This is a genomic window from Citrobacter sp. KTE30 (assembly GCF_000398825.1).
In the GTDB taxonomy this organism is placed as follows: domain Bacteria; phylum Pseudomonadota; class Gammaproteobacteria; order Enterobacterales; family Enterobacteriaceae; genus Citrobacter; species Citrobacter freundii.
In genome coordinates this window covers 1,840,121-1,859,691 of the sequence record NZ_KB976055.1, presented here as the reverse complement: position 1 = coordinate 1,859,691, position 19,571 = coordinate 1,840,121, and the positions used below count along the sequence as shown (strand labels likewise).

Sequence of the window (19,571 nt, the reverse complement as noted above, 5' to 3'; positions counted from 1 at the left end):
TTTTCGCTGACGAAAATGCTCCATTGCACTCGGTTTTACAGGAGAACCCCCATGAAAAAGAAGTTCGCATAAAGCAGAATACCGGCTGCTGATTGTCGCGGTCCTGTTCTGCGTTCTGGCGGGAGTTTTCCATCATTATGGTCTGACCGACCTGATAACCAATTTCCATCATTTGCAAGACGTCATCCGCCAAAGCGGTATGTTCGGCTATACGCTTTATATCCTGCTGTTTATTGTTGCTGCGCTGTGTCTGATCCCCGGCAGCATCCTGGTGATCGTCGGCGGTGTGCTGTTTGGCCCCGTGGCGGGGACGCTTATCTCGTTAGTGGCAGCAACCGTGGCCTCGGCGCTGTCGTTTTTGCTGGCTCGCTGGCTTGGACGGGATCTGCTCCTGAAATACGTTGGGCATACGACAATGTTTCAGGCTATCGAAAAAGGTATTGCCCATAGCGGAGTTGACTTTCTGATCCTCACCCGGCTCGTGCCGCTGTTCCCTTACAACATTCAAAATTACGCCTATGGGCTGACGGCTATTCCGTTCTGGTCATTTACCGTGATATCTGCGGCAACCACTTTACCAGGCATTTTTATTTATACGCTGATGTCGTACGAACTGGCCAGCGAAGGAATTAGTTGGGCATTTATCGGTAAGCTCAGCGTGGCGGGGCTGGCGTTATTCGCCCTCGTACAGGCAACCAAAGCCTGGGCCCGTTATAAGCATGTCGATCCATCAGCTCCTCACGAGTGCGCAGATAAATGATAAAACGACGCATCCATTACTACCGCGCAGGAGTGATAATCCTTCTGCTGCTCGCGCTGATAGCGTGGGCGTGGATACCTGGCGTGAGCGATTTTCTCCACAGCAGCCTGGCGGCATTTGCCACGCTCGATCAGCATGCAATTGAGAATTTTATTCGTTCTTACGGAACTCAGGCGGCGGTCGTTTCATTCTTCCTGATGATCTTGCAGGCCATCGTCGCCCCGCTTCCCGCTTTTGTGATCACCTTTGCCAACGCCTCGCTGTTTGGTGCATTTTGGGGCGGCATATTGTCCTGGTGCAGCGCAATGGCAGGCGCGGCGCTGTGCTTTTTTATTGCCCGCGTTTTAGGCCGTGGCGCGGTGGAGAAACTGACCGGAAAAACGGTGTTGAACAACATGGACGCTTTTTTCGAGCGCTATGGCAAGCACACCATTCTGGTCTGTCGCCTGTTACCTTTTGTACCGTTCGATCCGGTAAGCTACGCAGCAGGCCTGACCGCGATTCGGTTTCGCCATTTTTTCATCGCCACCGGCATCGGTCAGTTACCCGCCACTATCGTCTATTCATGGGCGGGTAGCTTGTTAACCGGCGGTACATTTTGGTTTGTAACCGGCCTGTTCATCCTGTTCGCTCTGAGCGTAATAATTTCAGTGGCGAGAAGCATTTATCTTGAACGTCAGCGAAATAAAACCTGAGACTTCCCCCATTTTTAGCCATGGAGATACTATGCGTTACTGCTTATTGTGCCTGAGTTTAATGCTCTATCCGCTGGCGACGTTTGCCCAGGACGACGGCTGGCAACAAATCAAAAATGATGCCCGCGGTCAGACGGTGTGGTTCAACGCCTGGGGTGGCGACAATGCAGTTAACCAGTATCTCGATTGGGTTAGCGGCGAGATGAAAACGCACTATGCAATTAACCTGAAAATCGTACGTCTCGCAGATGCCGCCGACGCGGTAAAACGTATCCAGACAGAAGCAGCATCCGGGCGAAAAACCGGGGGTTCTGTCGATTTATTGTGGGTTAACGGCGAAAACTTCCGCACCCTGAAAGAAGCCGGGCTTCTGCAAACTCAGTGGGCGCAAACGCTGCCTAACTGGCGCTATGTTGATACCCAGAAACCGGTGACCGAAGATTTCTCCGTTCCAACGGAGGGGGCTGAATCACCGTGGGGCGGTGCCCAACTCACCTTTATTGCCCGGCGCGATCTCACCGCACAGCCGCCGCAATCTCCGCAGGCACTGCTTGAATTTGCGCAGGCGCACCCTGGCACGGTGACCTATCCGCGCCCGCCAGACTTTACCGGCACGGCGTTTCTGGAGCAGTTGTTAATTTCGCTCACCACCAAACCACAAGCATTGAAAGTTGCGCCAGATGCAGCGACATTCGCCGACGTTACCGCGCCATTGTGGCATTATCTTGATACCTTGCACCCTGTACTTTGGCGTGAAGGCAAAGATTTTCCGCCCACGCCAGCACGAATGGATGTACTGCTCAATAGCGGCACCCTGCGTTTGTCATTGACCTTTAACCCAGCCCACGCGCAGCAAAAAGTAGCCAGCGGCGAATTGCCTAAAAGCAGCTACAGTTTTGGTTTCTCACAGGGCATGCTCGGCAACGTGCACTTTGTTGCCATTCCGGCGAATGCCCGCGCCAGTGCCGCAGCAAAAGTCGTGGCAAACTTCCTGCTCTCGCCCGAAGCACAACTGCGTAAAGCCGACTCAACTGTCTGGGGAGATCCTTCGGTGCTTGATCCACAAAAATTACCTGTCGAACAGCGTGATGCGCTGCTGGCACGGATCCCACAAGGACTCCCTGCCGTTCTGCCGGAACCGCATGCTGCCTGGGTAAACGCTCTGGAACAAGAATGGCTACGCCGCTACGGTACGCATTAATTTTGCTACTCTGGGCCATCATGGCGGCAGTTTATCTGCCGTTGGTGCCAGCGGCTTTCTCTCTGATAGCGCCAGCCCTTAGCCTAACCCATTGGCTGGCTCTCTTTGCCGACCCTCAACTTCCGCAGGCGTTACTGGCGACGCTTGTTTCCACAGGACTGGCTGCCGGCGGCGCACTAATCATCGCGCTGCTGGCGATCCTCGCTTTATGGCCCGGTGCAGGCTGGGCGCGACTAAGCACCCGTCTTCCGTGGCTGCTGGCGATCCCGCATGTTGCCTTCGCCACCAGCGTGCTGTTGGTTTTTGCCGAAGGCGGTAAAATCTGGCAATGGCTTCCGTTCCTCAGCCCACAGCCAGACCGTTACGGCATTGGGCTTGGCGTGACGCTGGCGGTGAAAGAGAGCGCTTTTTTGTTATGGATCCTCTCGGCTCTACTGAGTGAAAAACAACTTTCGCAGCAGGTTATCGTGCTGGATTCGCTGGGTTACAGCCGACTGCAATGCCTGAACTGGCTGGTACTGCCCGCTATCGGCCCGGCATTAGGCAAAGCTATGCTGGCGATTGTTGCCTGGTCACTCTCCGTTGTGGATGTGGCAATCGTCCTCGGCCCCGGAAATCCGCCAACACTGGCCGTATTGAGCTGGCAATGGCTCAGTCAGGGCGATGTCGAACAGCAGGCGAAAGGCGCACTCGCCAGCCTGTTGCTGGTGCTGTTACTCCTCATTATCGCGCTGGTGAGTTATCTGTTGTGGCGCGCCTGGCGACGTACTATCCCGGCAGTAAATGGTGAACGCCTGCATTTTTCACCTATAACAATCGCACGCCCGCTGGTACAGATCTTGCCCGTCAGCGGTGTGGTATGCGCGCTTGTACTGGCGCTTATCGCCAGCTATTCCTCACTAAACCACGAGGCGCTCAGCAATAGCCTGCAGCTAGGGCTCCTTTCCAGCGTGTTAGCGCTACTGATACTTTTTGTCTGGCTGGAATGGGGTCCACAAACCGGGCACCGCTGGGTCTGGCTACCGCTCATTTTGCCTGCGCTACCACTGGTAACCGGACAATATCTGCTGGCGTTATATGCCGAACAGGATGGACTGATGACAACCATTATCTGGGGCCACCTGCTGTGGGTGATGCCCTGGATGCTATTTGTGCTTAAACCGGCCTGGCAGCGCATTGACCCGCGATTAATTTTGATTGCACAAACGCTGGGCTGGTCGCAGGGGCGGATATTCTGGCTGGTGAAATGCCCGCAGCTGGTGCGTCCGGCATTGATTGCCTTCGCGGTTGGCTTCTCGGTCAGTATCGCCCAGTATATGCCGACGCTGTGGCTAGGTGCCGGACGCTATTCCACGCTGACCACCGAAGCGGTGGCATTAAGCAGCGGCGGTAGCAGCGAGATTCTGGCAACACAAGCGTTGTGGCAGCTTCTTCTACCACTGCTCGTTTTCGCGCTCGCAGCCTTTCTCGCCGCGTGGATTGGCCGCTTTCGACAAGGACTCCGCTAATGCTCATTGTGCAAAACGTTTCGTTGTACCAGGGTGCGACTGCGCTGCTGAAGAACGTTACCTTTCAGGTTGATAAAAGTGACATTGTCACGATTATGGGTTCTTCCGGCAGCGGAAAGTCCTCGTTGTTTTCGTGGATGGTCGGGGCGTTGTCGCCTCAGTTACAGGCATCAGGCGAGCTGTGGCTCAACGAACGACGCGTTGACGCGCTGCCTACGGCGCAGCGCCAGATTGGCATTCTGTTCCAGGATGCGTTGTTGTTTGACCATTTCAGCGTTGGGCAGAATTTACTGCTGGCCCTACCTGCCAGCCTGCAGGGTTCCGCCAGACGACATGCGGTGGAAAGTGCTCTCGCGCGCGCTGACCTGGCCGGTTTTTATTCGCGCGATCCGGCGTCGCTCTCCGGCGGACAACGCTCGCGTGTCGCCCTGCTCCGCGCGCTACTGGCTCAGCCCCAGGCACTGTTACTTGATGAACCCTTTAGTCGGCTGGATGCGTCGCTACGCGACACCTTTCGCCAATGGGTCTTCACCGAGGTGCGTAAGTTGGGGATCCCGGTGGTACAGGTGACCCATGACGCGCAGGACGTTCCGCCAGCAGGCCGCGTACTTCAGATGGAAAACTGGGCGTGAATGTGGCGATATGCTGCGTTAACGCAAGGTTTTTACTTAACCGGCGGCACAGAATGTCGTCCTCTTTTTTTCAACGTCGGGCTATTCGATGAAACGTGTTTCTCAAATGACCGCGCTGGCACTGGCTTTAGGGCTCGCTTGCGCTTCTTCCTGGGCAGCTGAAACAGCACAGACGCTCACCCTCGACCAGTTACAGCAAAAGCAAGGCGCGGCGATCGATACCCGTCAGAGCGCTTTTTACAACGGCTGGCCGCAGTCGCTTAATGGTCCTTCAGGACACGAACCTTCCGCACTGAACCTGTCTGCCGCCTGGCTCGACAAGATGAATGATGAACAACTCAGCGCCTGGGTTCAGTCACATCAGTTGAAAACTGATGTGCCAGTAGCGCTGTATGGTAGCGATAACGACATACAGGCTGTCAAAGCCCGCCTGCAAAAAGTTGGCTTTAACCATATCTCCACCCTCAGCGATGCGCTTACGGACCCAGCCCGCCTGCAACGTCTGCCGCACTTCGAACAGCTGGTGTACCCGCAGTGGCTGCACGACCTGCAGCAGGGTAAAAACGTAACCGCTAAACCGGCGGGTGACTGGAAAGTGATTGAGGCCGCCTGGGGCGCGCCGAAGTTGTATCTGCTCAGCCACATCCCTGGTGCGGGCTACATTGATACCAACGAAGTTGAAAGCGAACCGCTGTGGAATAAAGTTTCCGACGCGCAGCTCAAAGCGATGCTGGCGAAACACGGTATCCGCCACGACACCACGGTGATTTTATACGGTCGCGATGTCTATGCCGCCGCTCGCGTGGCGCAAATTATGCTTTACGCAGGCGTGAAAGATGTTCGTCTTCTCGACGGCGGTTGGCAAACCTGGTCCGACTCAGGTTTACCGGTCGAACGCGGCACTCCGCCAACGGTGAAACCAGAACCTGATTTCGGCGTGAAAATCCCTGCCCAGCCGCAGTTGATGCTCGATATGGAACAGGCTCGCGGTCTGCTGCATCGCCAGGATGCGTCTTTGGTGAGCATTCGTTCATGGCCAGAATTTGTCGGTACCACCAGTGGCTATAGCTACATTAAGCCAAAAGGTGAGATTGCAGGTGCACGTTGGGGCCACGCTGGCAGCGACTCCACGCATATGGAAGATTTTCATAACCCGGATGGCACCATGCGCAGCGCGGATGACATCGCCGCCATGTGGAAGCAATGGAATATCCTGCCGAATCAACAGGTCTCTTTCTATTGCGGTACCGGCTGGCGCGCTTCAGAAACGTTTATGTATGCCCGCGCGATGGGCTGGAAAAACGTCTCCGTCTACGACGGCGGCTGGTATGAGTGGAGCAGCAATCCAAAAAATCCGGTTGCCAGCGGTGAACGGGGCCCGGACGCCAGTAAGTAAGATTGTCATTATTGCCGGATAAGCATATCCGGCAACGCAATACGCTACGCCTGACGCTGGACCGCTTTCAGTGTCAGGTATCCGCTCCAGATCCGGGTAAATGTCGTCATCCAGCACAGCGCGCCAAAGACCCACGCCATCACGGCAAAATATTCCGGGAACAGACAACCCAACACAAATAGCAAAATCGTCTCAGTACCTTCGGTCAGTCCCCCCAGATAATAAAACGATTTATGCGCGTAGCCCGGGTTATCAATTTGATGTTTCGCCGCCAGCGCGGCAAAGGCCAGAAAGCTGCTGCCGGTTCCCATAAAGGCGAACAGCAGCCAGCCGCCAGCCAGCGAGTTAGCCGCCGGATCGGCGAGCATAAAACCGAATGGCACTAAGGCGTAAAACAGAAAATCGAGCGAGATATCAAGAAATCCGCCTGCGTCGGTTAGCCCTCTGCGCCGCGCCAGAGCCCCATCCAGCCCATCAAAAAGCCGATTGAGCACAATGGCCGCCAGCGCTGCCAGATACCAGCCTAACGCCAGAAATGGCAAGGCCAACACGCCAATGGCAAAACCGACCAGCGTAAGCCCATCCGGGGTAATCGCCGGTTTATCAATAATGCTTACGCAGCGATGCAAAAGCGGTTTTAATCGCGGATGAATATGACGATCAAGCATGCGGGCGTCCTTTAAAGCTGTCGCACAGCCCCTGGGAAGGAATATCGAGAGCAGCATTAAAACGCGCCGAGAGATTTTGAAACGCAATCAGCGCGGTCATTTCCGTAATGGCATCATCGCTAAAATGCTGCTTCATCTGCGCTTTCAGCGCATCGTCAACCTGTGGAGGCGTTGCGGTCACCGCATCGGCATAGGCCAGAGCTACTCGCTCTTCTGCGCTAAATAGCGCCGATTCTTGCCAGTTGGCAACCTGTAAGACTTTATCCAGAGCGCCACAGCGTTCAGCCAGCCGTAAACTGTTGGCATCAACGCAGAAAACGCAGTGGCACACCTGAGAAACGCGGGTCATCAACAGCGCGCGCATCACCGGCGTTAAGCGCGCCTTTTTACGCTCCAGAAACCCGACAAACAGCGCCACCAGCCAGAACAGAAACGGCATCCGCCCCCACCAGCGCGTGGGATGCAGCACATCGCCATAATGTTTTTTCTGCGTAGCAACGAGCGGTTTTAGACTGGAAGGGATACGCGTTAACGGCTTTACCCACGACTGAGGTTCGTTCAACGGTGGCTCCTGAATACTTTAGATAAAACAAAGATAACGATAGTATGTCATTTTCTGCTGTTAGATCTTGATGAATATAATGAAAACCCTTGATGTGGTCGCCGCTATCATTGAACGTGATGGCAAAATTTTACTGGCTCAGCGTCCGCTACAGGCGGATCAGTCAGGCATGTGGGAGTTTGCCGGCGGTAAGGTTGAACCGGGCGAAAGTCAACCCGAGGCGCTGTTCCGTGAACTGCGTGAAGAGTTGGGCATTGAAGCAGTCGTGGGGCGCTACATTGCCAGTCATCAGCGCGAGGTTTCGGGCAGACTGATCCACTTACATGCCTGGCATGTACCGTCATATCAGGGGGAACTGAAGGCGTATGAACATCAGGATATCGTCTGGTGTTCACCCGAAGAGGCGCTGCGTTATCCGCTGGCGCCTGCCGATATCCCACTACTGGAAGCGTTTATTCTTTTACGCGACGCCAGACCAGCGGATTTGTGCTGATCGTTTTCTCATCGCGTTGGCACTGAAGCAAGACGCCGTCAGCTTTAATCACTGCCCCTTCTGAATAGTTTTGATCCTGATAAATACAGCACTGGCTACAGGGCTGCGCCCGCTGACCGCTGGAACTGAACACTTCCGGCGGTACGTTAACCTGCACATCCGGGCGATAAGGCTGATTTGCCAGCGTCGCGCCGGACACCAGGGCCAACACGCCTGCCACGATTAAACGGCGCATATTCTTTCCTTTTTAACTGACAATTATGCTCAGTATAACGGTATAAATCGGCAGAAACTTTAGCCTCTTCGATCATCGTTTTTGGTTATGACCCACGACGCAATATTAATTTACTTAGCGGGGTTAATTTTTTCTTGCGTCGCGTCACAGTGCTGATGGTATAGTCAAAAACTGCACAACACTTAACACAAAAATCAAAAATATAACCATATCAATACATAAGAGGTTCTTATATCTATGGATCAGACATGTTCTCTGGAGTCATTCCTTAACCATGTGCAAAAGCGCGACCCGAATCAAACCGAGTTCGCGCAAGCCGTTCGTGAGGTAATGACCACGCTGTGGCCTTTCCTTGAGCAAAACCCGCGTTATCGCCAGATGTCATTGCTGGAACGTCTGGTTGAACCGGAGCGCGTGATCCAGTTCCGCGTAGTATGGCTGGACGATCGCAATCAGGTGCAGGTCAACCGCGCATGGCGCGTGCAGTTTAGCTCTGCCATTGGCCCATACAAAGGCGGTATGCGTTTCCACCCTTCCGTGAACCTGTCGATCCTGAAATTCCTTGGCTTCGAACAGACGTTTAAAAATGCCCTCACCACCCTGCCAATGGGCGGGGGTAAAGGCGGGAGCGATTTCGATCCGAAAGGGAAAAGCGAAGGCGAAATTATGCGTTTCTGCCAGGCGCTGATGACCGAACTGTTCCGCCATTTAGGTCCCGATACCGACGTTCCGGCGGGCGATATCGGTGTGGGTGGCCGTGAAGTCGGCTTTATGGCCGGGATGATGAAAAAACTCTCCAACAACAGCGCCTGCGTCTTTACCGGTAAAGGTCTCTCTTTCGGCGGCAGTCTGATCCGCCCGGAAGCCACCGGCTACGGTCTGGTGTATTTCACCGAAGCGATGCTCAAACGCCATGGTCTGGGCTTTGAAGGCATGCGCGTAGCGGTTTCTGGCTCCGGTAACGTGGCGCAATTCGCCATTGAGAAAGCCATGGAGTTTGGCGCGCGGGTGGTTACCGCCTCCGATTCCAGCGGTACCGTAGTCGACGAAAGCGGATTTACCAAAGAAAAACTGGCGCGCCTGTGCGCAATCAAAGACAGCCGCGACGGTCGTGTAGCAGATTACGCCCGTGAATTTGGCCTGACCTATCTGGAAGGCAAACAGCCGTGGTCGGTTCCGGTCGATATCGCCCTGCCGTGTGCCACGCAGAATGAGCTGGATGTCGATGCAGCACGCGTATTGATCGCCAACGGCGTGAAAGCTGTCGCCGAAGGGGCAAACATGCCGACCACTATCGAGGCCACCGATCTGTTCCTCGAGGCAGGTGTACTGTTCGCACCGGGTAAAGCCGCTAACGCCGGTGGTGTAGCGACATCCGGTCTGGAAATGGCGCAAAACGCCGCTCGTCTGGGCTGGAAAGCGGAGAAAGTGGATGCGCGCCTGCACCACATCATGCTGGATATTCACCATGCCTGCGTTGAATACGGCGGCGAAAGCAAGCAGACCAACTACGTACGTGGCGCCAACATCGCAGGCTTCGTAAAGGTTGCCGACGCGATGTTGGGTCAGGGTGTGATTTAATATTGTCTCTGCAGGCCCGTAGGCCGGATAAGGCACGGGTGCCGTATCCGGCTAAGCCTGATGCGCTATGCTTATCAGGCCTACAAACTTACAGACCCGCCTCTTCAGATGGCGGGCTTTTTTTCGCCGGACGTTTACGCGGCGCACTCTTTTTCTTATCGCCACCACTGCCGCCAGGTGCAGCAATTCCACGAAAGCGTCGTACCGGTGTGCTGCGCGCCTGATCGATAAGCTGATACAGCGTCCCCACCAGCGGCTGCATGAAATCCTGATAGCGACATTGCTTTTCGCTGATTTGGGTCAGTATAGATTCCCAGTGCGCGGTCATGTCCGGGCGCGTCGCCATTTCTGGCAACGAGTGGAACAGCGCTTTTCCTGCGTCGGTCGAATGAATATACCGCCCTTTTTTCACCAGGAACCCGCGCTTAAACAGCAGTTCGATAATACCGGCGCGCGTCGCTTCCGTACCTAAACCATCCGTTGCGCGCAGGATCTTTTTCAGATCTTTATCCTGCACGAATCGCGCAATCCCGGTCATCGCTGACAGCAGCGTGGCATCGGTAAAGTGACGTGGTGGTTGAGTCTGACGTTCAACCACTTCACCTTTTTCGCACAGCAGTTCGTCATCTTTTGCCACCACCGGCAGCGGCGTCCCGTCATTATCTTCGTCGCGCTCTTTATTGCCAAGCAGCGTGCGCCATCCGGCTTCCGCCAGAAAACGCGCTTTAGCGACAAACTTGCCTTTGGCAATATCCAGCTCAATAACGCACTTCCTGAATACCGCATCTGCGCAAAATTGCATCAGATACTGACGGGCAATCAGGTTGTAAATTTTCGCTTCGTTGTCATTCAGATTGATGGACGAACTGCGCGCGGTAGGAATGATGGCGTGGTGCGCATCCACTTTTTTGTCGTCCCAACAGCGATTTCGCGTATCGGGATTGACCGCCGGTTGCGGGAGCAGATCCGGTGCATGGACGCTAATCGCGTTCAGTACCGCATGACGTCCGGCAAAGTGCTCTTCCGGCAGATAACGGCTATCCGAACGCGGATAGGTAATCAACTTATGGGTTTCATACAACTTCTGGCAGATATCCAGAACGTTTTGCGCACTTAAACCGAAGCGCTTCGCCGCTTCAATCTGCAACGCCGACAGCGAGAACGGTAACGGCGCGGATTCTGATTCCCGTTTATCGTTATAGCTGGTGACTATCGCCGGTTGACCGTTAATTCGGTTCACCACGTGTTCAGCCAGCGTGCGATTCAGCAAGCGTCCTTCTTCATCCTGATACGGCTCACACGCTTCACTCGGCTGCCAGATAGCGGTAAACCGCTCATCGGCGGGCGTTACGATATGCGCTTTCACTTCAAAGAAGTCTTTGGCGACGAAGTTCTCAATCTCTTCATCACGACGCACAACCAGCCCGAGCACCGGCGTTTGTACGCGCCCGACCGAAAGTACGCCCTGATAGCCCGCGTTACGTCCGAGAATGGTGTAAGCGCGCGTCATATTGATACCGTACAACCAGTCCGCACGCGCTCGCGCCAGTGCCGACACGCACAGCGGAATAAACTCACTGTTGGCGCGCAGCCGCTCAATAGCCCGCTCAACGGCCTGCGGGTTGAGGTCGTTAATCAGGCAACGCTGCACCTTCTGGCGCTTTTCAGGCGCCAGTTGCAGGTAATCCAGCACTTCATCCACCAGCAACTGCCCTTCACGATCGGGGTCACCGGCGTGAATAACTTCGCTGGCCTCATGCAAAAAGCGCTTAATGACGTTGAGCTGTTTGGTCACCGAGGGGCGCGGTTGCAGTTGCCACTTTTCCGGGACAATCGGCAGATCGACCAGACTCCAGCGAGCATAACGACTGTCGTAGGCATCCGGCTGCGCCTGTTCAAGCAGGTGACCAATACACCAGGTCACCACTTGTCCATTTCCGCATTCGATAAAACCATCGCCTTTGCGATGCGGCTTTGGCAGCACATCGGCGATAGCACGCGCCAGACTTGGTTTTTCGGCAATAAACAACCGCATCGAGTTAACGAATCTCAACCATGGCGCGACCGCCACGAGCTTCCACTAACTCACCAATGGCGGTGAGATCGATACCGAACTGCGCCGCTGCCGCTTTCACTTCGGCTTCAGCTTCCGGCGTTACCGCCAGCAGTAGGCCACCGGAAGTTTGCGGATCGCACAACAGATCGCGTACCGATTGCGGCATTTCACCCATCAGGTGTCCGTAGCTGGCAAAGTTACGTTGGGTACCGCCGGGTACCGCCCCCTGCGCGATGTATTCTTCAACGCCAGGCAGCTTAGGAATATCCTGGTAGATAATTTGCGCCTGAACGCCTGCGCCCTGACACATTTCACTCAGATGCCCCAGCAGACCAAAACCGGTAACGTCGGTCATGGCTTTCACGCCGTCGATATCGGCGAATGCCGCACCGGCAATGTTCATCCGACACATCACTTCTGTCGCCAGTCCTTTGTGTTCTTCCTTCAGTAGTGATTTTTTCTCTGCTGTCGTCAGAACGCCAATCCCCAGAGGCTTGGTCAGGAATAACTTACACCCTGCCTCTGCGGTGCTGTTTTTCTTCACGCGTTCGGTCGGCACAACGCCAGTTACCGCAAGGCCAAAGATAGGCTCTGGGGCATCGATAGAGTGGCCGCCCGCCAGCGCAATACCCGCCTGACGGCAGGCAAAACGTCCGCCTTCGGTGACTTCGCGGGCGATTTCCGGCGCCAGCTTATCCAGCGGCCAGCCCAGAATAGCAATTGCCATAATCGGTTTGCCGCCCATGGCGAAAATATCGCTGATGGCGTTAGTGGCGGCGATGCGGCCAAAATCAAACGGATTATCGACAATCGGCATAAAGAAATCGGTGGTGCTGATAACGCTGGTGCCGTTTCCCAAATCGTATACGGCCGCGTCGTCGCGAGTTTCATTACCCACCAGTAAGTTCGGATCAACAAACTTCGCCTGCTCGCTGTGCAGGATGGTTTCCAGCACTTTTGGGGAAATTTTACAACCGCAACCGGCTCCGTGGCTGTATTGCGTTAAACGAATAGCTTGCTCGCTCATGGACATCTCCTGTCATTGCAATCCGGATATGGTAGCGCTCATTCCATGATGTGGTAAGAGTGACTGTCTGAATTCGAGTGTCTTTGCTCAGAATCCAGACAGTTTTGCCGTTGATATCAGAAATAACGGACGAATGCGCTCGGATCGGCAAGGTTGATCGTCGTGGATGCTTTTAGCTGCGGTGTACCCAGATAGAGGAAACCGACGATTTTATCTTGCGGGCGACAGTCGAATGCTTCACGAACGACCGCACTTTCGGTTAATGCACCACTGCGCCAGATACCGCCAAAGCCCTGGGCAATTGCGGCCATCTGCATAGCCATCACCGCACAACCGGCAGACATCTCTTGTTCCCACAGAGGAACCTTGTCGTTTTCTTCACATTTCGCCACCACGGTAATAATCAGCGGCGCGCGAAACGGTGCGTTGCGCGCTTTTTCCTGAGCTTTCTCATCGCTACCTGCGGCAATCGCGCCTTTCTCAAGTACGGTGCTAAAGCGTTCACGCCCTTCACCCTCAATGACATAGAATTGCCACGGTTGCAGCGTTTTGTGGTCCGGTGCGCGCATTCCCGCCCGCAGAATGTTTTGCAGTTGCTCTCCAGCCGGGGCCGGCTCGACAAGACGAGAAGCGCTACGACGGGTGATAAGTAATTCGAGTGCATCCATTTGCTTAACTCCAACAATGAGATTTGTTCACAAAATTAACACGTGAGCGGATTTTGTTACAGCACAGGCGGTGATTCCTGCTGACAAGTGCCTGTCTGGTCATTACGATAGCCTCATCTTATCGCCTTTCTCCGGGATTTCGGGATGGCGTGTTGTTAATCGGTAGGGAGAATACATGCGAACCCTGTGGCGATTTATTGCCGGATTTTTTAAATGGACATGGCGATTACTTAATTTCGTCCGTGAATTTGTGCTTAACCTGTTCTTCATCTTCTTGGTGCTGGTGGGCGTGGGTATCTGGATGCAGGTCAGCAGCAGCAATACCAGTGAACACGCTGAGCGAGGCGCACTGCTGCTGGATATCTCGGGGGTGATTGTCGATAAGCCGTCGAGCACCAGTCGCTTAAGCGTTATTGGTCGTCAGCTGTTTGGTGCCAGTTCCGATCGCCTGCAGGAAAACTCCCTGTTCGATATCGTGAATACTATTCGCCAGGCAAAAGATGATCGCAACATCACCGGCATTGTGATGGATCTGAAAAATTTTGCCGGGGCCGACCAGCCTTCCATGCAGTATATCGGTAAAGCGCTGCGGGAATTCCGCGACAGCGGCAAACCGGTCTTTGCCGTAGGCGATAACTTCAGCCAGGGGCAGTACTACCTCGCCAGTTTCGCCAATAAAATTTATCTTTCTCCACAGGGTTCCATTGATCTGCACGGCTTTGCCACCAACGGTTTGTACTACAAGTCCCTGCTCGACAAGCTGAAAGTTTCCACACACGTGTTCCGTGTCGGAACTTATAAGTCTGCCGTAGAACCGTTTATCCGTGATGATATGTCTCCTGCCGCGCGTGAAGCTGACAGCCGCTGGATCGGCGAGCTGTGGCAGAACTATCTCGACACGGTTGCTGCCAATCGCCAGATCCCTGCTCAGCAGGTGTTCCCTGGCGCACAGGCCATGCTGGACGGTTTGACAAAAGTCGATGGTGATACCGCGAAATATGCGCTCGACAACAAACTGGTGGATGCACTGGCCTCCAGCGCTGAAGTCGAAAAAATGCTGACCAAACAGTTTGGCTGGAGCAAAGCGGATAAAAATTATCGCGCTGTCAGCTATTACGATTACTCACTGAAAACGCCAGCGGATACTGGAGACAGCATTGGCGTTATCTTCGCCAATGGCGCGATTATGGACGGTGAAGAAACCCCTGGGAATGTGGGCGGTGACACGACTGCCGCGCAGATCCGCGAAGCCCGTCTTGATCCGAAAGTGAAAGCAATTGTTCTGCGCGTGAACAGCCCTGGCGGCAGCGTCAGTGCCTCCGAAGTCATTCGTGCTGAGCTGGCTGCGGCAAAAACGGCGGGTAAACCGGTTGTGGTCTCCATGGGCGGCATGGCGGCATCCGGTGGGTACTGGATCTCCACCCCAGCAAGCTACATTGTGGCGAACCCCAGCACGCTGACCGGTTCAATCGGCATCTTTGGCGTGATCAACACCGTGGAAAACAGTCTGGATTCCATTGGCGTACACACCGACGGCGTGGCGACATCCCCACTGGCGGATATCTCCATCACCAAAGCGTTACCACCAGAAGTGCAGCAAATGATGCAACTTAGCATCGAGAACGGCTATAAGCGCTTTATCACGCTGGTCGCAGATGCGCGTAAAACAACACCTGAGCAGATTGACAAAATCGCGCAGGGCCACGTCTGGACCGGACAGGATGCAAAAGCCAACGGTCTGGTAGACAGTCTGGGTGATTTTGATGACGCCGTGGCGAAAGCGGCTGAGCTTGGCAAACTGAAACAGTGGCACATTGAGTATTATCAGGACGAACCAACATTCGTTGATATGGTGATGGACAGCATGTCAGGCTCCGTTCGTGCCATGCTGCCTGACGCCATTCAGGCTATGCTCCCGCCTCCGCTGGCCTCTGCGGCCAGTGCAGTAAAAGCCGAAAGCGATAAGCTGGCCGCATTCAACGATCCGCAAAACCGCTATGCGTTTTGCCTGACCTGCGCCAACGTTCGCTAACTATTGACCCCTCTTCGGGATGAAGAGGGGTTTTCTTTGAGACAGAAGAAAAGTCATGCAGAAAAAATCAATTTACGTTGCCTATACCGGCGGTACCATTGGTATGCAGCGCTCAGAACAGGGTTATATTCCCGTTTCCGGTCATCTGCAGCGCCAGCTGGCATTGATGCCTGAATTCCACCGTCCGGAGATGCCAGACTTCACCATCCACGAATACGCCCCGCTGATGGATTCCTCCGATATGACGCCGGAAGACTGGCAGCATATTGCGGAAGACATTAAAGCGCACTACGACGATTACGATGGTTTTGTCATTCTGCACGGCACTGACACCATGGCGTTTACGGCTTCGGCGCTCTCTTTTATGCTGGAGAATCTGGGCAAGCCGGTCATTGTGACAGGGTCACAAATCCCATTAGCAGAACTACGTTCTGACGGACAAATCAATTTGCTGAATGCGTTGTACGTTGCAGCAAATTACCCGATCAATGAAGTTACCCTGTTTTTCAACAATCGATTGTTTCGCGGCAACCGGACCACTAAAGCGCATGCTGATGGTTTTGACGCGTTTGCCTCACCCAACCTTGCACCACTGCTGGAAGCCGGGATCCACATTCGTCGGCTGGGAACTCCGCCCGCACCTCACGGTACAGGTGAGTTGATTGTGCATCCTATCACTCCGCAACCGATTGGCGTGGTCACCATTTATCCTGGGATCTCCGCTGATGTAGTACGCAACTTCCTGCGCCAACCTGTAAAAGCATTAATTTTGCGCTCCTACGGCGTGGGGAATGCGCCGCAGAATAAAGAGTTCCTGAAAGAACTTGAAGATGCGAGTTCGCGTGGCATTGTGGTGGTGAACCTTACGCAGTGTATGTCCGGCAAGGTGAACATGGGGGGCTACGCGACAGGCAATGCGCTAGCGCATGCTGGCGTGATTGGCGGCGCGGATATGACCGTCGAAGCCACACTCACCAAACTGCACTATTTGCTGAGTCAGGGACTGGATACGCAGACGATCCGTGAAGCGATGACGCAAAATCTGCGTGGTGAGCTCACGCCTGACGATTAAAGGAGTCTATGCCCATGGCCCGAGCCTTACTGTTGGTCGATTTACAAAATGACTTTTGTGCCGGTGGTGCCCTCGCGGTCCCACAAGGTGACAGCACAATCGATATTGCCAACCGTCTGATTGACTGGTGTGCCTTACGCGGCGACATGGTCGTTGCCAGTCTGGACTGGCACCCGGCTAATCACGGCAGTTTTGCCAGCCAGCATCAGGTCGAGCCCTACAGCCAGGGACAACTCGATGGACTGGCGCAGACATTCTGGCCCGATCATTGCGTACAAAACAGCGCAGGTGCAGCCCTGCATCCGCTGCTGAACCAGCGTGCGATAACTCAAACGTTCACTAAAGGTGAGAACCCGCTGGTCGACAGCTATAGTGCGTTTTTTGATAACGGTCGTCGTCAGGCTACCGCGCTGAATGCATGGCTACTCGAACGCCGCATTGCCGAGCTCATCATCATGGGTCTGGCAACCGACTATTGCGTTAAATTCACCGTACTGGATGCGCTCGATCTTGGCTACACCGTCAGCGTTATTACCGACGGCTGCCGTGGGGTTAATATTCAACCCCAGGACAGTGCAAACGCCTTTATAGAAATGGCGGCGGCGGGTGCAACGCTGTATACGTTGGACGACTGGCTGGAAACCCAACCGTAAGCGATGCCGACAGGGTCACTCCTGTCGGCGCGTTATCTCAGGCCAGCGCTGAAATCTCTTCCAGCGATACTTTGCGTGTTTCGATGCCAAAACAAAAAAGAATCAGCGCGCATAGAACCAACATTACTCCTAACACGATAAAGACCGTAACGGAGCCATAGCGGGTCAACAAAATAGCGACGCCATAGGGCGTAAACACAGCGACAATCCTTCCCACCGCATTAACAAAACCTGATCCTCTCAATCTTAGGTGCGTGGGCCATAGTTCTGGGACATAAACTGCAGAGGCAAAGCAGACATACATATACAGAAAAAAAATCATCACCAGCCCGTAGCTCAGAATGGCCCACTCTTCAGTTTGAAGTGAATAGAAATACCCGAGCAATGCGATAATAATCAACAAGAATGAGCCAAACAATCGCCGTGGAAAGCGATCGATAATTAACGCGGCAATAAATATCCCAACTGGCGCGCCAATCATAATTATCGCAGTCATAAATATGGATTTCGTTACATCGATTCCCGAATTAACAAATATAGTCGGGATCCATACCGTAATGGTGTAGAGCGAAATATTCATTGCGATAAGCACCGTGATCGCCACCAGTGTACAGCGCAACATTGGCCCCTTAAACAATAGCCAAAATGAACCACTTGCCGTGCTTAAATCCGCCGACGGGCATTCGTTCCGGCAGGATGGTAAAGTGATGTTTTTTTCTAGCTCAATTTGCGATTCAACCTGCATAAGATGTTTTTCAGCTTCGCTTCTCTTCCCTTTACCAGCCAGCCAACGTGGGGATTCAATATAGTATTTTCCTGACAGATACCAGGCCAACAGCATTGCCATGCCACCGAGCAGAAACATCACCCGCCAGCTTAAAAGTGCAATGATCACGACGCCAATTGCCGCAGATAGCATTGGTGCCCAGTTGCCGACAAATGACAGACGGGCAGACCATTTCCCACGTACCGCGGGTGGAATGAATTCTATAAATGAGGCATAGCCCACCATAATTAGCGCCCCCATTCCAATCCCCATCAGACAGCGGAAGAAGATAAGCCAGTACATGTTGGGCACAAACGTTGCAGCGCAGGCTGAGGCCCCGACGATTAACAAATTGATACGGAACGCTTTGCGTCGACCGAGATAATCACCAATAAAGCCGCCGGCTAGTGAACCGATAAAGTAGCCGAACATCAGCGCTGAGGTAAATGCGGCATTTAGATAATTGTTTGACCAGCCAGTGTTGACTAATTTTGCTAATACCACATTCCCGGAATAGCTGAGAAAACCGGTTATTAACAAACTAAAACTAATAATGCCGAAAATACGAAAATGAAATCGAGATAAAGGTAAGCGATCTAATCTTGCGCCGATAGGGTCACATTGTTCCATCTGGATGCCTCAAATTCAGCTAAATAGAAAGTATGGCGATCGCGGCAGAAGCAATTTTGCCGCGCCATCCATCATCATTAGATTCTTATGGCATTTCCCAGGTGCAAACTAAAATAATATCGACACAACCCTCGCTATAGTTAATAAACGAGTTGAATATTATTCTCTTTGCAAAATGCAATCCACTCTGCACCCGGTGCCTTATTGGTTATTAGGTAATTAATATGGCTAAAGTCCACTAGCTGAACGAAAGCTTTACGATCAAACTTTGAGTGATCAACTAACAAGGCCACCTCAGTCGCCTGGCGGATCATGGTTTTTTTGATTTCCGCTTCCGCTTCATTAGAATCAAGCGCCCCACTCTGCATATCCAAACCTTTGCAGCTCATCACCATGATATCAACATGATAGCGGCTGATAATCTCCTTGGTGATTCTTCCCTGCAGCGACAGCGTATTCTTATTCAGCTCACCGCCAGTAGAGACCACGTTAATTTCTGACTGCGCCAGCTCATGAAATGCTTCAGCCGAATTGGTAAGCAACGTCAGATCGTTTCTTTCCTTCAACAGCTTTAATAATTCCATCGCGGTACTGCTGGAGTCGGCAGCCATTGTGGTCTTATTTTTAATAAACGGTAATGCATTACGTGCAATGATCTGCTTTTCTTCGAAGAAAGATTTTGCACGCTTATAAAAATGAATATTGTCGGACAACGCGGTGGTATTGAGCACTGCACCGCCATATGTTCGGGTCAAAAAACCTTCATCTTCCAGTTTTTCAAGATCGCGGCGAATCGTTTCCTCAGTCACCTGAAAGATTGAACTTAAATTAGATACCACCACTTTCTTATCGTTAGCCACCATTTGCTTAATGGCCTGAATCCTGTCTTTTGCCGCCACGATGATACCTCTGTTTCCTGCAAAGTAATAATAAGAC

19 protein-coding genes are annotated in these 19,571 nt (G+C 53.4%); 11 read left to right on the top strand and 8 right to left on the bottom strand.

From position 1 onward, the window contains the following. Window positions 1–103 precede the first annotated feature (103 nt). From WC1_RS14155 to WC1_RS14180, 6 genes are all read left to right on the top strand, one after another. Window positions 104–760, top strand: coding sequence for a TVP38/TMEM64 family protein (locus WC1_RS14155; protein WP_196809699.1), 657 nt, complete (start codon window positions 104–106; stop codon window positions 758–760). After that, window positions 757–1,455 (top strand): TVP38/TMEM64 family protein, encoded by a 699-nt coding sequence (locus WC1_RS14160; protein WP_016150117.1) that lies wholly within the window; start codon window positions 757–759, stop codon window positions 1,453–1,455. The genes WC1_RS14155 and WC1_RS14160 overlap by 4 nt, the downstream gene beginning before the upstream one ends. A 31-nt stretch (window positions 1,456–1,486) precedes the next feature. After that, window positions 1,487–2,656, top strand: coding sequence for an ABC transporter substrate-binding protein (locus WC1_RS14165; protein WP_016150116.1), 1,170 nt, complete (start codon window positions 1,487–1,489; stop codon window positions 2,654–2,656). Then, window positions 2,629–4,164, top strand: coding sequence for an ABC transporter permease family protein (locus tag WC1_RS14170; protein WP_016150115.1), 1,536 nt, complete (start codon window positions 2,629–2,631; stop codon window positions 4,162–4,164). The genes WC1_RS14165 and WC1_RS14170 overlap by 28 nt, the downstream gene beginning before the upstream one ends. Next, entirely contained in the window at window positions 4,164–4,796 is a 633-nt protein-coding gene (locus WC1_RS14175) for an ATP-binding cassette domain-containing protein (protein WP_016150114.1), read from the top strand. The genes WC1_RS14170 and WC1_RS14175 overlap by 1 nt, the downstream gene beginning before the upstream one ends. Window positions 4,797–4,884: 88 nt before the next feature. Then, window positions 4,885–6,192, top strand: a complete 1,308-nt coding sequence (locus WC1_RS14180; RefSeq protein WP_016150113.1) for a sulfurtransferase — start codon at window positions 4,885–4,887, stop codon at window positions 6,190–6,192. A gap of 44 nt (window positions 6,193–6,236) precedes the next feature. Here WC1_RS14180 and WC1_RS14185 read toward each other — a convergent pair whose 3' ends face one another. Continuing rightward, window positions 6,237–6,860, bottom strand: a complete 624-nt coding sequence (locus tag WC1_RS14185) for a CDP-alcohol phosphatidyltransferase family protein (RefSeq protein WP_016150112.1) — start codon at window positions 6,858–6,860, stop codon at window positions 6,237–6,239. Further along, window positions 6,853–7,422, bottom strand: coding sequence for a carboxymuconolactone decarboxylase family protein (locus tag WC1_RS14190; RefSeq protein ID WP_016150111.1), 570 nt, complete (start codon window positions 7,420–7,422; stop codon window positions 6,853–6,855). The genes WC1_RS14185 and WC1_RS14190 overlap by 8 nt, the downstream gene beginning before the upstream one ends. A gap of 79 nt (window positions 7,423–7,501) precedes the next feature. On the opposite strand from WC1_RS14190, the gene WC1_RS14195 reads away from it, so the two are divergent. After that, entirely contained in the window at window positions 7,502–7,915 is a 414-nt protein-coding gene (locus WC1_RS14195; protein ID WP_016150110.1) for a pyrimidine (deoxy)nucleoside triphosphate diphosphatase, read from the top strand. Here the strand turns inward: WC1_RS14195 and WC1_RS14200 are convergent. Next, entirely contained in the window at window positions 7,875–8,150 is a 276-nt protein-coding gene (locus WC1_RS14200) for a YnjH family protein (RefSeq protein WP_016150109.1), read from the bottom strand. The genes WC1_RS14195 and WC1_RS14200 overlap by 41 nt on opposite strands. Window positions 8,151–8,387: 237 nt before the next feature. Between WC1_RS14200 and gdhA the strand changes: the two genes are divergently transcribed. Then, window positions 8,388–9,731 carry an NADP-specific glutamate dehydrogenase gene (gdhA, locus tag WC1_RS14205; protein ID WP_003832501.1) on the top strand — a complete coding sequence of 448 codons (1,344 nt, stop codon included), beginning with the start codon at window positions 8,388–8,390 and terminating at the stop codon, window positions 9,729–9,731. A gap of 88 nt (window positions 9,732–9,819) precedes the next feature. On the opposite strand, the gene WC1_RS14210 is transcribed toward gdhA, so the two are convergent. The 3 genes from WC1_RS14210 to WC1_RS14220 form a co-directional block, all read right to left on the bottom strand. Continuing rightward, complete coding sequence (locus WC1_RS14210) at window positions 9,820–11,766, bottom strand: DNA topoisomerase III (RefSeq protein ID WP_003030667.1); 1,947 nt, start codon at window positions 11,764–11,766, stop codon at window positions 9,820–9,822. A gap of 4 nt (window positions 11,767–11,770) precedes the next feature. After that, window positions 11,771–12,814, bottom strand: a complete 1,044-nt coding sequence (gene selD, locus WC1_RS14215) for a selenide, water dikinase SelD (RefSeq protein ID WP_003840882.1) — start codon at window positions 12,812–12,814, stop codon at window positions 11,771–11,773. 116 nt (window positions 12,815–12,930) lie between these two features. Beyond that, complete coding sequence (locus WC1_RS14220) at window positions 12,931–13,482, bottom strand: NAD(P)H nitroreductase (protein WP_003030670.1); 552 nt, start codon at window positions 13,480–13,482, stop codon at window positions 12,931–12,933. Window positions 13,483–13,657: 175 nt separating this feature from the next. Between WC1_RS14220 and sppA the strand changes: the two genes are divergently transcribed. The 3 genes from sppA to pncA are packed head-to-tail and all read left to right on the top strand — an operon-like array spanning window position 13,658 to window position 17,239. After that, window positions 13,658–15,514, top strand: a complete 1,857-nt coding sequence (sppA, locus tag WC1_RS14225) for a signal peptide peptidase SppA (RefSeq protein ID WP_016150108.1) — start codon at window positions 13,658–13,660, stop codon at window positions 15,512–15,514. 55 nt (window positions 15,515–15,569) lie between these two features. Beyond that, window positions 15,570–16,586 (top strand): asparaginase, encoded by a 1,017-nt coding sequence (gene ansA, locus WC1_RS14230; protein WP_003030673.1) that lies wholly within the window; start codon window positions 15,570–15,572, stop codon window positions 16,584–16,586. A gap of 14 nt (window positions 16,587–16,600) precedes the next feature. Then, window positions 16,601–17,239 carry a bifunctional nicotinamidase/pyrazinamidase gene (gene pncA / locus WC1_RS14235; RefSeq protein ID WP_003840880.1) on the top strand — a complete coding sequence of 213 codons (639 nt, stop codon included), beginning with the start codon at window positions 16,601–16,603 and terminating at the stop codon, window positions 17,237–17,239. Window positions 17,240–17,276: 37 nt separating this feature from the next. Here the strand turns inward: pncA and WC1_RS14240 are convergent, their stop codons facing one another. After that, window positions 17,277–18,635 (bottom strand): MFS transporter, encoded by a 1,359-nt coding sequence (locus WC1_RS14240; RefSeq protein WP_016150107.1) that lies wholly within the window; start codon window positions 18,633–18,635, stop codon window positions 17,277–17,279. Between the two features lie 140 nt (window positions 18,636–18,775). After that, complete coding sequence (locus tag WC1_RS14245) at window positions 18,776–19,534, bottom strand: DeoR/GlpR family DNA-binding transcription regulator (RefSeq protein ID WP_003030679.1); 759 nt, start codon at window positions 19,532–19,534, stop codon at window positions 18,776–18,778. Window positions 19,535–19,571 lie beyond the last annotated feature (37 nt).

Coding starts and splice junctions, on each gene's coding strand:
- WC1_RS14195 (WP_016150110.1), top strand. CDS start 7,502: ATGAAAACCCTTGATGTGGTCGCCGCTATCATTGAACGTGATGGCAAA.
- WC1_RS14185 (WP_016150112.1), bottom strand. CDS start 6,860: ATGCTTGATCGTCATATTCATCCGCGATTAAAACCGCTTTTGCATCGC.
- WC1_RS14180 (WP_016150113.1), top strand. CDS start 4,885: ATGAAACGTGTTTCTCAAATGACCGCGCTGGCACTGGCTTTAGGGCTC.
- WC1_RS14165 (WP_016150116.1), top strand. CDS start 1,487: ATGCGTTACTGCTTATTGTGCCTGAGTTTAATGCTCTATCCGCTGGCG.
- selD (WP_003840882.1), bottom strand. CDS start 12,814: ATGAGCGAGCAAGCTATTCGTTTAACGCAATACAGCCACGGAGCCGGT.
- WC1_RS14160 (WP_016150117.1), top strand. CDS start 757: ATGATAAAACGACGCATCCATTACTACCGCGCAGGAGTGATAATCCTT.
- WC1_RS14240 (WP_016150107.1), bottom strand. CDS start 18,635: ATGGAACAATGTGACCCTATCGGCGCAAGATTAGATCGCTTACCTTTA.
- WC1_RS14220 (WP_003030670.1), bottom strand. CDS start 13,482: ATGGATGCACTCGAATTACTTATCACCCGTCGTAGCGCTTCTCGTCTT.
- WC1_RS14175 (WP_016150114.1), top strand. CDS start 4,164: ATGCTCATTGTGCAAAACGTTTCGTTGTACCAGGGTGCGACTGCGCTG.
- WC1_RS14170 (WP_016150115.1), top strand. CDS start 2,629: ATGGCTACGCCGCTACGGTACGCATTAATTTTGCTACTCTGGGCCATC.
- WC1_RS14200 (WP_016150109.1), bottom strand. CDS start 8,150: ATGCGCCGTTTAATCGTGGCAGGCGTGTTGGCCCTGGTGTCCGGCGCG.
- WC1_RS14210 (WP_003030667.1), bottom strand. CDS start 11,766: ATGCGGTTGTTTATTGCCGAAAAACCAAGTCTGGCGCGTGCTATCGCC.
- ansA (WP_003030673.1), top strand. CDS start 15,570: ATGCAGAAAAAATCAATTTACGTTGCCTATACCGGCGGTACCATTGGT.
- gdhA (WP_003832501.1), top strand. CDS start 8,388: ATGGATCAGACATGTTCTCTGGAGTCATTCCTTAACCATGTGCAAAAG.
- pncA (WP_003840880.1), top strand. CDS start 16,601: ATGGCCCGAGCCTTACTGTTGGTCGATTTACAAAATGACTTTTGTGCC.
- sppA (WP_016150108.1), top strand. CDS start 13,658: ATGCGAACCCTGTGGCGATTTATTGCCGGATTTTTTAAATGGACATGG.